Below are 12235 nucleotides of genomic sequence, written 5' to 3'. Positions count from 1 at the left end.
GCTGGCCCGGCGGTGCGTAGCCCGGATGAAGCGCAGCGCAATCCGGGACCTGTATCAACGGTTGGCGGCTCCCGGATTTTGCTGCGCTTCATCCGGGCTACAAGAACTTCGACCCCTAGTGTGCGCGGCCGCTTCGACTCACGCCTTGCAGCAGGCCGGAGCCTCGGGCGGCGCGGCCTGGGGCTGTGGCGCACAACAGGCGCTTTGCTGCGCGTCCAGCTTCTCGTGTGCGACGCGCGCGGTCCGCTCGCCGCTGCCGTCGCCGTAGACGATGCTTTCGCCGGTCGTATGGAAGGTCTCCCACGCGATCCCCGCGGGATCATCGATCCACGACTTCTCGGACCTGGCATAGCAGCACACCGTCTGGCCCTGCTCGATCACCTCGCCGCCCGCCTTGCGCAGCCGGCCATAGACCTCGCCGAGCTCCTCGGCGCTCTCCACCTGAATGCCGAGGTGATCGAGCCCCGGCTCGCGGCCTCGGGTCGAGATCGCGAAGTTGACGCGGGGATCGTCGAGCATCCATTTGGCATAATCGGATTTCACGATCGTCGGTTCGGCGCCGAACAACGCCGAGTAGAAGCCGACCGATTGCGGGATGTCCTTGACGGCGACGTGAACATGCATGCGCTTCATGGGGGCAATCCTTTCGGGCAGCGACGCTGGATGGATATTCCAGCCCAAGCATGCTCAGATATCAACTGCGTTACAACAGGAGTCCTGCTGCGGAATGGATGCGCTCACGCTGTTCGGTTTGTTCGCCGTGACCATGATGCTCGTCTGCTACGCAGCCGAGGATCGCAGCCCCTGGTTCATCCTGGCTTTCGCCGTCTCCTGCGCGCTCGGCTCGGCCTACGGTTTCCTGCAGGGCGCCTGGCCGTTCGGGCTGGTCGAAGCGATCTGGGCTGTCGTCGCAGCGCGACGCTGGCTGATGCGCCGAACCGCTGAGAAAGTGTAACGTTATAGTATCCGCGGCAATTCTGTCGCAGCGTCGAACTTGAACGCGCGCGGTCGCGGCGCTAATTAGGGCCCATGGACGCTTCGCGCACCATGATTCAGTCTTCCGCTCATGCAACAGGATCGCGCCGCTGGCGCAGCCTGCTTGCGGGGCTGATTTCGCTTGCGCTGGTGCTGTCGTTCTTCCACGGCTGGGCCTTCGACGGCGATGACGATGCAGCTCCCGGCTTCTCGATCGCGCAGTCGATCAACGATACCGGCGGCAAGGCTCCCGCGCATCCGGCCTCACTGCATGGCGATCACTGCCTGACCCACGTCGCCTCGGTGACGCCGCAGGAGACGGCATTCCCGATCGCCTATGCGCTGCACAGCTATGGCGACAGCAGCATCGGGCTGCCGGCGTCGGCCGATCGCCTCTCCCCCTTCAAACCACCGCGCGCCTGATCCAGTCGGCATGACCGGCCGTGCGCCGCTGCCATCCGGTAGCGCGCACGCTTCCGCACAGATCGATGTCGCGACAGCGCAGGGCCAATGGCATGCGCTGCGGAGAGGCGCACATGAAACGGGTTGTTCTATTCTTCGCCGGCGTGGCTGCCGGCATTGCACTGATCATTCTGGCGGCCGGATGGATCGGCTGGCCAGTCAAGTTCCCGGCCACGACGCAGGAGACGGCGACCGCAGATCCACCGAAAGTCGAGGCCGCGCATGAAGCTCCCGGACATATCGAGCTAAGCGAAGACCAGATTCGTGAATCTGGCATCACGCTCGCACCGGCCGGCGGCGGCATGCTGAAGCGGCATTTCCTCGCGCCGGGATCGTTGATCCCCGACGCCGATCATATCGGCCGCGTCTCGGTCCGCGTGCTCGCGACGGTCACGGAACTGCGCAAGCGTCTCGGCGACGTGGTCGAGAAAGGCGAGATCGTCGCGGCGATCGAAAGCCGCGAGGTCGCCGACGCCAAGAGCGAATACCTCGCCGCGCGGCTCACCAACGACCTGCAGCAGACGCTCTACGCGCGGCAGAAGACACTGGTCGAGACCCGCATCGTCTCGGAAAACGAGTTCCTGCGCACGCGGCTGACCGCCAACGACGCCCAGATCAAGCTCGACGGCGCGCGGCAGAAGCTGTTTGCGCTGGGCCTGTCGGAAAGCGAGATCGCCGATCTGCCGAACCAGCCGCCGGAAAGCCTGCGGACCCAGTTCCTGCGAGCACCGATCAGCGGCCGGGTGTCCGAACGGCGAGTCGATCTCGGCGGACTGATCGGGCGCGAAGGCCAGGAGAGCGAACTCTACGTCATCGTCAATCTCGACGACATCTGGGTCGATCTGGCGGTTTCGCCCGAAGACATCGGCGCCGTCCGCGAAGGCGTTTCGGTCAAGATCCGCGCCATCGGCACCGAGGATGAAGCCAATGCCGGCGTGATCTTCGTCAGCCCCCTGCTCGACCGCGAGACCCGCAATGCCCGCGTGATCGCGACCCTGCCCAACAAGGAGCACCGCTGGAAGCCCGGCACCTTCGTCACCGCGGAGGTGCCGCTGTCAGGCGCGCCGTCGACGGTGATGGTGACGAAGAAGGCCATTCAAACCATCAAGGGCACGCCGACCGTATTCGTGCGTGATGCCGATGGCTTCGAGGCGAGGTCGGTACGGACCGGCCGTGAGGACGATAACGACATCGAAATCGTCGCGGGTCTTGCCGCCGGCGAGACCATTGCGGTGCAGAACACCTTCACGTTGAAGGCCGAAGTCGAGAAGGACGAAGCGGAGCACGGCCATGATTGAGCGCATCATCGGTCTGGCGATCCAGCGGCGCTGGGTGGTCGTCACACTGGCAGCGGTCCTGATGTTTCTCGGCGGCCTCGCATTGACCAGACTGCCGATCGACGCAGTGCCCGACATCACCAACAAGCAGGTCCAGATCAACACCGTCGCCCCGGCGTTGTCGCCGGCGGAAATCGAGAAGCAAATCACCTTTCCGGTCGAGACGGCGCTGGCGGGCGCGCCGGGGCTGGAGAGCACGCGGTCGCTCTCCCGCAACGGCTTCTCGCAGATCACGGCGGTGTTCAGCGAAGCCACTGATATCTATTTCGCCCGCCAGCAGGTCGGCGAGCGCCTGACCGAAGTTCGCGCGCGCCTGCCGCAAGGCATCGAGCCGCGGATTGGCCCGACCACGACGGGTCTTGGCGAAATCTACATGTGGACCGTCCACTACTCCGGCCAGAAGGTGCAGACCGACGGCGCGCCGGGCCTGCAGAGCGATGGCCGCTTCCTGACGGCGGACGGCCAGGTGCTGCAAAGCGAGGTCGAGAAAGACGCCTATCTGCGCACAGTGCAGGACTGGATCATCAAGCCGCAGATCAAGATGGTGCCTGGCGTCGCCGGCGTCGATTCGATCGGCGGCTATCTCAAGCAGTATCAGGTCCAGCCCGATGCGGCGAAGCTAATCGCGCTCGGCCTCACCTTCGCCGACGTCGCGAAGGCGATCGAGAGCAACAATGTCAGCCGCGGTGCGCGCTATATCGAGCGCAACGGCGAAGGATTCGTGGTGCGGTCCGGCGGTCGCCTCGAGAACATCGAGGAGCTCGGCGCCGTCGTCGTCACCACCCGCGGCGGCGTCCCGGTCCGGATCCGTGACCTCGCCTCGCTCTCGATCGGCGGCGAGACGCGCACCGGGAGCGCCAGCGAGAACGGCCGCGAGGTCGTGGTCGGCACCGCGCTGATGCTGATCGGCGCCAACAGCCGCACGGTATCGGCCGCGGTCGACGCCAAACTGCGTGCGATCACGCCATCCTTGCCGGCAGGCGTCGCAGTCGAGACGGTGCTCGATCGCACCCAGCTGGTCGATGCGACCATCGGCACGGTGGCACGCAACCTCAGCGAAGGCGCGCTGCTGGTGATCGCGGTGCTGTTCGTGCTGCTCGGCAATTTCCGCGCAGCATTGATCACGGCACTGGTGATCCCGATCGCGATGCTGATGACCGCGATCGGCATGTGGCAGGGCCGCATCAGTGCCAATCTGATGAGCCTCGGTGCACTGGATTTCGGCCTGATCGTCGATGGCGCCGTCATCATCACCGAGAACAGCCTGCGTCATCTTGCCGAGAAGCAGCATGTGCTTGGCCGCGTGCTGACCCGCAACGAACGGCTAGCGACGGTACGGGCGTCCGCCGTGGAAATGGTGCAGCCGAGCCTTTACGGCCAGGCCATCATCCTGCTGGTCTACGTGCCGCTCCTCACCTTCACCGGCGTCGAAGGCAAGATGTTCGAGCCGATGGCGCTGACCGTGATTCTCGCGCTCGCTGCCGCCTTCGTGCTGTCGCTGACACTGGTTCCGGCGCTGATCGCGATCGGCATCACCGGCCGCGTGCAGGAGAAGGAAAACTGGCTCGTTGCCGCATTGAAGGGCGGGTACAGCCCGCTGCTCCGGCGCGCGGTTGCAACGCCCCTACCCGTCATCGCCGTGGCGGTCGTGTTGTTCGCGACCGCCCTGTTCGGGTTCTTCCGGCTCGGCCAGGAGTTCATCCCCTCTCTCGACGAGAAGAACATCGCCATGCACGCGCTGAGAATTCCGAGCACGGCGCTATCGCAGTCGCAGGCGATGCAACTCTCTGTCGAGAAGGCCGTCAGCCGCTTTCCGCAGGTGTCGTTCGTCTTCTCCAAGACCGGCACCGCGGAGGTGGCGAGCGATCCGATGCCGCCGAACGCATCCGACACCTTCATCATCCTGAAGCCGCGCGCAGAGTGGCCGGATCCGTCGCTGACCAAGGAGCAGTTGATCGAAGACATTTCGAAGGCGGTCGGCCGGCTGCCCGGCAACGTCTATGAATTCACCCAGCCGATCCAGATGCGCTTCAACGAACTGCTCGCCGGCGTTCGCGGCGACATCGCGGTCAAGGTGTTCGGCGACGAGTTCGAGCCGATGCAGAAGGCCGCCAACCAGATCGCGGCCGCGCTGCGCGGCGTGCGCGGCGCGACCGACGTCAAGGTCGAGCAGGCCGGCGGCCTGCCCGTGCTCGAGATCAAGGTCGACAAGGCGGCGATTGCCCGGCGGGGCCTCAGCGTCTCCGAGGTCCAGGACGTGATCGGTGCCGCGGTCGGCGGCCAGGATGCCGGCGTGGTCTACGAGGGCGATCGTAGCTTCGACATCGTGGTGCGATTGCCGGAGAGCGTGCGCTCCGATCTCGAGGCGCTGAGCAATCTGCCGGTCGCCTTGCCGAAGGCAACGCCGAGTTCGCCGGTGCAGAGCCTGCCGCTCAACCGCGTCGCGCAGTTCTCCTTCACGGAAGGACCGAACCAGATCAGCCGCGAGAACGGCAAGCGCCGCATCGTGGTGACGGCCAATGTCCGCGGTCGCGATCTCGGCTCGGTGGTCGAGGAAGCGCAAGCAAAGGTCGCACAATCGGTACAGCTGCCGCCCGGCTACTGGATGACCTGGGGCGGCCAGTCGGAAAATCTCGCCGCGGCGCGCCAGCGCCTTGCCGTCGTGGTGCCGGCCTGTTTTGCGATGATCTTCCTGTTGCTGCTGGCGGCGATGGGCTCCGCGCGCGATGCGCTACTGGTGTTCAGCGCGGTGCCGCTGGCGCTTACCGGCGGCATCGCGGCGCTGTGGCTGCGCGGCATGCCGTTCTCGATTTCAGCGGCGGTCGGCTTCATCGCGCTGTCCGGTGTTGCAGTGCTGAACGGGCTTGTGATGCTGAGCTTCGTCAGGCAATTGCGCGAGCGCGGCGTGCCGATGCGGGAGGCCATCGAGCAAGGCGCCCTCACCCGCTTCCGGCCGGTGGTGATGACTGCGCTGGTGGCCTCGCTCGGTTTCGTGCCGATGGCGTTCGCCACCGGCACCGGCGCCGAGGTGCAGAAGCCGCTCGCCACCGTCGTGATCGGCGGCCTGATCAGCGCGACCCTGCTCACGCTCGCCGTCCTGCCCGCGCTCTATGCACGGTACGGGCATGCCGACAGCGCCGCGCGCAATGAGAGCACCGCGGTTCAGCCCGCGGAATGACGGCGGGTTGACCGGCCGTCGCCGAGAAAAATCCGGCAGTTACAGCGCCCGGCGGGCGCTGTAACATTTCTGTCATATGGCAAAACTAAACGAAAGCTGCGGCGGGCTGCCGCGGGGCTTCATCAGGGGGAATAACAAAATGCGCCGTGCCATTACATTACTGTCCGCGAGCATGATCGCGCTTTCAGCCGGCGCCGCTTCCGCGCAAAATGCAAAACCCCGCAACCTCATCCTGTTCGTCCCCGACGGCCTGCGCGGCGGCATCGTGACGCCGCAGACGGCGCCTGCGATGGCCGAGATCCGCGACAAGGGCGTCCATTTCAAGAACTCGCATTCGCTGTTCCCGACCTTCACGATGGCGAACAGCTCGGCGCTCTCGACCGGCCACTATCTCGGCGACACCGGCACCTTCTCCAACACGATCTTTACTGGCTACACCTCGGTGCCTGCCGGCGACACCGTGGTTCCCTTCATCGAGAACGACGCCGTGCTCGCCGATATCGACGATCACTTCAACGGCGACTATCTCAACGAGGAGACGCTATTGAAGATGGCCCGCGGCCAGGGTTTTAGCACCGCAGCCGTCGGCAAGCTCGGCCCGACCCTGCTGTTCGACCACACCGACCGCGGCAAGAACACCATCGTGGTCGACGATTCCACTGGCGGCAAGGCCGGCGTGCCGCTCTCCGATGAGATGAAGGACGCGCTGACCAAGGCCGGCCTGCCGCTCGCCACGCCGAGCCGCGGCGACAATGCCAAGGCCGGCGATGCCAAGACGCCCGGCACCACGGTGGCCAACGTCGCACAGCAGGCCTACATGGCCGACGTCGCGACCAAGGTCGTGCTGCCGATGTTCAAGGCGCGCAACAAGCCTTTCGTGCTGGTGTTCTGGTCGCGCGATCCGGACGGCAGCCAGCACAACACCGGCGACAGCCTCAACACCATCACGCCCGGCATCAACGGCCCGACCTCGATGGCCGGCATCAAGAATGCCGACAACAACCTCGCCCAGCTCCGCAAGGCGCTCGACGAGCTCGGACTTTCCGCCAACACCAACATCATGGTCTCCTCCGACCATGGCTTCTCGACGATCTCGAAGGAGAGCAAGACCAGCCCCTCGGCCAAGATCGCCTACGACGACACGCCGAAGGATTTCCTGCCGATGGGCTTTCTGGCGATCGATCTCGCCAAGGCGCTGAACCTGCCGCTGTTCGACCCCAACGACAAGAATGCCAAGGTCGCCGACAATGCCCATCCGAAGGCCGGCAACGGTGTGCTCGGCCAGGATCCGGCCAAGCCTGACGTCGTGATCGCCACCAATGGCGGCTCGGACCTGATCTATCTGCCGAACCGCGACAAGAAGCTCGCCGACCGCGTGGTCAAGGCGCTGCTCGAGCAGGACTATGTCAGCGGCCTGTTCGTCGACGACAAGCTCGGCACCTTCCCCGGCACGCTGCCGATGTCGCACCTCAATTTGAAGGGCAAGGCGGTGACGCCGAACCCGTCGATCGTGGTCAACTTCCGCTCCTGGTCGAGCGGCTGCGAGATCCCGACCAACTGCTCGGTGCAGGTTGCCGACACCGTGCTGCGCCAGGGCCAGGGCATGCATGGCAGCTTCAGCCGCGGCGACACCTTCAACTTCACCGCCGCGATCGGCCCCGACTTCAAGGCGGGCTATGTCGATCCGCTACCGGTCAGCAACGCCGATGTCGGCATGACCGCGGCGCAACTGCTCGGGCTGCGCGCGCCGAACAATGGCGGGCTGATCGGCCGGGTGATGTCGGAAGCGCTCCCGAACGGCATCGTGCCGAAGATGGCCGAGGGCACCATCATGTCGAAGAAGCCGTCGGCCAACGGCCTGCGCACCGTGCTGAAATTCCAGCGCGTGCTCTCGACCCGCTATTTCGACGTCGCCGGGTTCCCGGGGCGGACGCTCGGGCTCGAGGAGAGCGGCGGCAAACAGAAAACGGCGGGGAAGTGATCCCCGCCGCTCTCGCCTGAAGCCGTTGGTTCGGGATGATGCACAGGCATCATCCCGAATGATCACATCATCCCGATGTCGAACACGTTGGGCAGCTGGGCTGCGAGCGGCAGGGCGGTCGCGCCAACCAGCGTCGCCACCATCGCCGCGAGCGCGCGACCGGTGCGGCGCTGACCGCGCATCCGGCCCGCGATCCATTCCAGAACCTTGGTGTCCATCTTGGTGCCTTGCGTCGGCGCCCACCGATCGATGTTCGTATCCGGCGACAGCGCCACCGTGCGCGGCGGCACCGGCAGACCGGACTCGGACGCGGCATGATGGGCGATCGCCTTGGCGAGCAGGTCGTCGAACCGGCCGCCATCGCTGCGCTCGGCAGCAGCCTCGTTGATCGCGAACAGCGCCTCGATCTCGGCCCGGCTGACCGGCTGGTGCTCGACCGCGGCCGCCGTCAGGATGCGCGCGCACCAGGCAGCGTCATCGGCATCGAGTGACCGGGAGAAATGGATACGGCCCTTGGTGGTGGGACCTTCGCCGGTGATCACGCCGTCGCGCACGATGGTCAGCGCGTGGGCGGCGGTCTTGCGGCAGGATGGATGCAACGCACCGCTGAGAGCCTCAGCGGTCTTGGTACTTGGGGTAGACATTGTGGGAGCTTTCAATTCCTATCTGAGGCCAGCTTTTCCATGCGGGCGTAAACGAGTGGTTAATGATTCGGAACTTGGGTTCCGAGATTTTTAGATGGTTGCTATTTGGTCGCTTTAAACGCTGTCACGGTTCAGTCCTATAGCAGCCGGGGCCGGCGTGATGACGGCGATAAGCGGCTTTATCTAGGCATTTCCAAGCTTTTGTGCCGCAGCTGATATTTCGTCGCAGGAATACAGATCAAAACAAGTTGCTTGGAATTCGACCCTCAAGGAGAAATGTCTCACCTTTTTTCAGAAGCCGTTCACTTAAGCCTTGTTGCGTCCTATACTGGGAACCGACCACCTCAAATACAATTTTAGCTGCAACATCAAATGGATGAGGTAAAATCATGGCACTTCAGATTGGCGCCGTCGCCCCCGACTTCGAAGCTGAGACCACCGAAGGGAAGATCAAGTTCCACGACTGGATCGGCAGCAGCTGGGTGCTTTTGTTCTCCCATCCCAAGGACTTCACTCCGGTCTGCACCACCGAGCTCGGTGCGCTCGCCCGCCTGAAGCCCGAATTCGACAAGCGCGGCGTCAAGCTGATGGGGCTGTCGGTCGATCCGGTCGATCGTCACGCCAAATGGTCCGAGGACATCAAGGAAACCCAGGGCGCGGCGCCGAATTATCCGATGATCGGCGACACCGATTTCAACGTCTCGAAGCTCTACGACATGCTGCCGGCCTCGACCTCGGGCGATCCCCTCACCCGCACGCCAGCGGACAATCAGACGGTCCGCAACGTCTTCATCATTGGTCCCGACAAGAAGATCAAGCTGGTGCTGGTCTACCCGATGACCACGGGCCGGAACTTCCAGGAGATCCTGCGCGTCATCGACTCGCTGCAACTCACCGCCACGCACCGCGTCGCCACCCCCGCCGACTGGAAGCAGGGCGAGGACGTGATCATCGCCGGCTCGGTCAGCAATGACGAGGCCAAGACGATCTATCCGCAGGGCTGGAAAGAACCGAAGCCCTACATCCGCATCGTGCCGCAGCCGAAGTAACGGCCGGCACGCAGCGTCCGGGTGGCCCGCGTACAGCCTGTTATCGTCTGGTTCCGCGACGATCTGCGGCTGTCGGATCACCCGGCCTTGCATGAAGCGGCCAGCCGCGGCGCGCCCGTGGTTGGCCTTTTTATCCGCGACGAAGCAAGCCGTGCCCTGAAACCTCCAGCCGCGCGCCCCCTCGGAGGCGCGACGCGCTGGTGGCTGGCGCAGTCGCTGCGCGCACTTCGCAAAAGCCTTGAGGCGATCGGCGGAACGCTGGTGCTGCGCACCGGACCGGCCGCTTCCGTGATCGCCACGCTGGCGCGCGACATCCATGCGGGTGCCGTGCTCTGGAACGACATCGCGCAGGCGCCGCATCGGGCGATTGCCGCAGACGTTGAATCCGCGCTCGCAAGCGACGGAATAGACTCGCAGATTTTCCCGGGCGACCTGCTCGTCGACCCAAGGGCCATCCGCAACAAGGATAACCGTGGCCTGCGTGTGTTCACGCCGTTCTGGCGGCGCGTGCAGGCGCTCGGCGACCCGCCGAAGCCGTTGCCGGCGCCGAAGAAGCTCGCATCCGTCAGCGGCGTCGCGAGCGAAGCCCTCGACCATTGGGACCTTGAGCCGACCCGGCCCGATTGGGCCGGCGGCCTGCGCGACACCTGGACTCCGGGCGAAGCCGCGGCGCAGGCGCGGCTGAAGGCATTCCTCGACGAGAACATTCGCGGCTACACCGGCGATCGCGACCGGCCCGACCGCGACGGCACCTCGCGCCTCTCCCCGCATCTGCGCTTCGGCGAGATCAGCCCGCGCCAGCTCTGGCATGCGGCCCGCTTCGCCGCCGCCGAGTACCCGCGCCTCGCCGGCGATATCGACAAATTCTTGAGCGAGCTCGGCTGGCGCGAATTCTGCCGCCATCTGCTGTTCGACTTCCCCGATATAGCGGATCGGAATCTGCAGGCGCAGTTCGACGCGTTTCCGTGGAGGCGCGACGCCCGGGCGCTAAAAGCCTGGCAGCGCGGCCTGACCGGCTATCCGATCGTCGATGCCGGCATGCGCGAGCTCTGGCACACCGGCGTGATGCACAACCGGGTGCGGATGGTGGTCGCCTCATTCCTGGTGAAGCACCTGCTGATCGATTGGCGCGCCGGCGAAGCATGGTTCTGGGACACGCTGGTTGACGCCGATGCCGGCTCCAATCCGGCGAACTGGCAATGGGTCGCCGGCTCCGGCGCCGATGCCGCGCCCTATTTCCGCGTCTTCAATCCGATCCTGCAGGGCGAGAAATTCGATCCGGACGGCGCCTATGTCCGGCGCTGGGTACCGGAGCTCGCGCAGCTTCCCAACGACCTGATCCATCAGCCCTGGACCGCGACGCCGATCGAGCTCACAACCGCCGGCGTCGAACTCGGCAAGACCTATCCGCAGCCGATCGTCGACCACAAAATGGGACGAGAACGCGCGCTTGCGGCGTACGCAAAAATCCGCGGCAAGGATTAAGCGCGGCGGTTGACCACCAGCACCGCGGCGGCGCAGGCGGCCATGCCGGCGATGGCGACGGTATCCAGCCGCTCACCGAACAGGACATAAGCCATCAGCGCGGTCACCGCCGGCACCAGATAGAACAGGCTCGCGACCGAGGTCGCAGCATGGTGTCGGATCAGCCAATACAGCAATCCGATCGAGCCGATCGACAGCGCGAACACCAGCCAGGCGATCGCCAGCACGAACTCGCTGGTCCAATGCACGACATTGGTCTCGAACAGCCAGGCGCCGATGCCGAAGAAGATCGTCACCGCGATGTACTGCACCAGATTGCCGGCGCGCCAGTCGATCTGGTTGCAGTAACGGCGCTGGTAGAGCGTGCCAAGCGTGATGCTGATCAGCGAGACGCCGGAGGCAAGCCAGCCCCATCCCGCATCGCCCGTCATCGGCCGGTTGTGCAGGATCAGCACGACGCCGGCGAGGCCGAGCAGCAGCCCGCCCCATTGCAGCGGCGTGACGCGCTCGCCGAGCCAGCGGTTGGCGATGGTCGAGGTCAGGATCGGCTGCAGGCCCGGGATCAACGCCGAGAGCCCTGCGGGAATCGAATGCGCGATCGCAATCGCGGTGCCGCCGAGATAGAAGCCGTGCACCAGGATGCCGGCCACCGCACTGTGGAAAACGCCTGTCCGGTCCGGCCATTTCGGCCGTGCGACCGCGGCGATGACCACCATCACCACCACCACGAACGCCATCCTGATCGCCAGATAGGTCAGCGGCTCCGCATTGTTGATGACGTATTTGGTGCCGATGAATCCCGTACTCCACAGCACGACAAAAATCGCCGGCGCCAGACGAGCGGCAGTTTCCTCGAAGCTCTTGTTCATTGCAGGCCGTCATTGCCTGAAGAAGAGGCAACCGGCAATCGCGAATTTTTGCGGGTTAGCCGGACTGGCGCCCCAGGCACACTGTCGTCCCTGCGAAAGCAGGGACCCATACTCCGCGGTGGATGTTGTGAAAGGGACGCGTCGTTCCAGCGACCTTCAACGATGACCATCGGTGGTTATGGGTCCCTGTGTCTTGGAAGTCTGTCATGATGGGGTGGGCGGGAAGCCGTTGGGTCCTTGGCGCTTGACGCCGTG

The 12235-nt window shown here is 64.9% G+C and carries 10 protein-coding genes; 7 read left to right on the top strand and 3 right to left on the bottom strand.

Going from position 1 to position 12235, the window contains the following annotated elements; all coding sequences use genetic code 11:
• Nucleotides 1–138 precede the first annotated feature (138 nt).
• Entirely contained in the window at nucleotides 139–633 is a 495-nt protein-coding gene (locus JQ573_RS26035) for an ArsI/CadI family heavy metal resistance metalloenzyme (protein WP_212318458.1), read from the bottom strand.
• A 94-nt stretch (nucleotides 634–727) separates the two neighbouring features.
• On the opposite strand from JQ573_RS26035, the gene JQ573_RS26030 reads away from it, so the two are divergent.
• The 5 genes from JQ573_RS26030 to JQ573_RS26010 all read left to right on the top strand — a co-directional run bounded on the left by JQ573_RS26030 (nucleotide 728) and on the right by JQ573_RS26010 (nucleotide 7933).
• Nucleotides 728–955 (top strand): hypothetical protein, encoded by a 228-nt coding sequence (locus tag JQ573_RS26030; protein WP_212318456.1) that lies wholly within the window; start codon nucleotides 728–730, stop codon nucleotides 953–955.
• Between the two features lie 92 nt (nucleotides 956–1047).
• Nucleotides 1048–1398 (top strand): hypothetical protein, encoded by a 351-nt coding sequence (locus JQ573_RS26025; protein ID WP_212318454.1) that lies wholly within the window; start codon nucleotides 1048–1050, stop codon nucleotides 1396–1398.
• Between the two features lie 113 nt (nucleotides 1399–1511).
• Nucleotides 1512–2735 carry an efflux RND transporter periplasmic adaptor subunit gene (locus tag JQ573_RS26020; RefSeq protein ID WP_212318452.1) on the top strand — a complete coding sequence of 408 codons (1224 nt, stop codon included), beginning with the start codon at nucleotides 1512–1514 and terminating at the stop codon, nucleotides 2733–2735.
• Nucleotides 2728–5952, top strand: a complete 3225-nt coding sequence (locus JQ573_RS26015; protein ID WP_212318450.1) for an efflux RND transporter permease subunit — start codon at nucleotides 2728–2730, stop codon at nucleotides 5950–5952. Before JQ573_RS26020 ends, JQ573_RS26015 begins: the two co-directional genes overlap by 8 nt.
• 139 nt (nucleotides 5953–6091) lie before the next feature.
• A complete protein-coding gene (locus tag JQ573_RS26010; RefSeq protein WP_212318448.1) occupies nucleotides 6092–7933 on the top strand; it encodes an alkaline phosphatase family protein in 1842 nt (613 codons plus the stop codon).
• Nucleotides 7934–7995: 62 nt separating this feature from the next.
• Here the strand turns inward: JQ573_RS26010 and JQ573_RS26005 are convergent, their stop codons facing one another.
• Nucleotides 7996–8577: a hypothetical protein gene (locus JQ573_RS26005; RefSeq protein WP_092114902.1), complete on the bottom strand. Its 582-nt coding sequence runs from the start codon at nucleotides 8575–8577 to the stop codon at nucleotides 7996–7998.
• A 389-nt stretch (nucleotides 8578–8966) separates the two neighbouring features.
• On the opposite strand from JQ573_RS26005, the gene JQ573_RS26000 reads away from it, so the two are divergent.
• Both JQ573_RS26000 and JQ573_RS25995 read left to right on the top strand, forming a co-directional pair.
• Entirely contained in the window at nucleotides 8967–9626 is a 660-nt protein-coding gene (locus tag JQ573_RS26000; protein ID WP_212318446.1) for a peroxiredoxin, read from the top strand.
• 21 nt (nucleotides 9627–9647) lie between these two features.
• On the top strand, nucleotides 9648–11111 hold the full coding sequence (locus tag JQ573_RS25995) for a deoxyribodipyrimidine photo-lyase (protein WP_212318444.1): 1464 nt from the start codon (nucleotides 9648–9650) through the stop codon (nucleotides 11109–11111).
• On the opposite strand, the gene JQ573_RS25990 is transcribed toward JQ573_RS25995, so the two are convergent.
• Nucleotides 11108–11980 carry a DMT family transporter gene (locus JQ573_RS25990; RefSeq protein ID WP_212318442.1) on the bottom strand — a complete coding sequence of 291 codons (873 nt, stop codon included), beginning with the start codon at nucleotides 11978–11980 and terminating at the stop codon, nucleotides 11108–11110. The two genes, JQ573_RS25995 and JQ573_RS25990, sit on opposite strands and share 4 nt — an antisense overlap.
• Between the last annotated feature and the right edge of the window lie 255 nt (nucleotides 11981–12235).

Origin of the sequence: Bradyrhizobium sp. AUGA SZCCT0105 (genome assembly GCF_018129565.1) — a bacterium.
Taxonomy (GTDB): Bacteria; Pseudomonadota; Alphaproteobacteria; order Rhizobiales; family Xanthobacteraceae; genus Bradyrhizobium.
The sequence above is the reverse complement of the archived record's forward strand: the minus strand, read 5'-3'. Positions and strand labels throughout refer to the sequence as shown.

What these genes read in the sequence shown, in the direction of transcription:
- JQ573_RS26035 (WP_212318458.1), bottom strand. Translation starts at nt 633, where the DNA reads ATGAAGCGCATGCATGTTCACGTCGCCGTCAAGGACATCCCGCAATCG.
- JQ573_RS26030 (WP_212318456.1), top strand. Translation starts at nt 728, where the DNA reads ATGGATGCGCTCACGCTGTTCGGTTTGTTCGCCGTGACCATGATGCTC.
- JQ573_RS26025 (WP_212318454.1), top strand. Translation starts at nt 1,048, where the DNA reads ATGATTCAGTCTTCCGCTCATGCAACAGGATCGCGCCGCTGGCGCAGC.
- JQ573_RS26020 (WP_212318452.1), top strand. Translation starts at nt 1,512, where the DNA reads ATGAAACGGGTTGTTCTATTCTTCGCCGGCGTGGCTGCCGGCATTGCA.
- JQ573_RS26015 (WP_212318450.1), top strand. Translation starts at nt 2,728, where the DNA reads ATGATTGAGCGCATCATCGGTCTGGCGATCCAGCGGCGCTGGGTGGTC.
- JQ573_RS26010 (WP_212318448.1), top strand. Translation starts at nt 6,092, where the DNA reads ATGCGCCGTGCCATTACATTACTGTCCGCGAGCATGATCGCGCTTTCA.
- JQ573_RS26005 (WP_092114902.1), bottom strand. Translation starts at nt 8,577, where the DNA reads ATGTCTACCCCAAGTACCAAGACCGCTGAGGCTCTCAGCGGTGCGTTG.
- JQ573_RS26000 (WP_212318446.1), top strand. Translation starts at nt 8,967, where the DNA reads ATGGCACTTCAGATTGGCGCCGTCGCCCCCGACTTCGAAGCTGAGACC.
- JQ573_RS25990 (WP_212318442.1), bottom strand. Translation starts at nt 11,980, where the DNA reads ATGAACAAGAGCTTCGAGGAAACTGCCGCTCGTCTGGCGCCGGCGATT.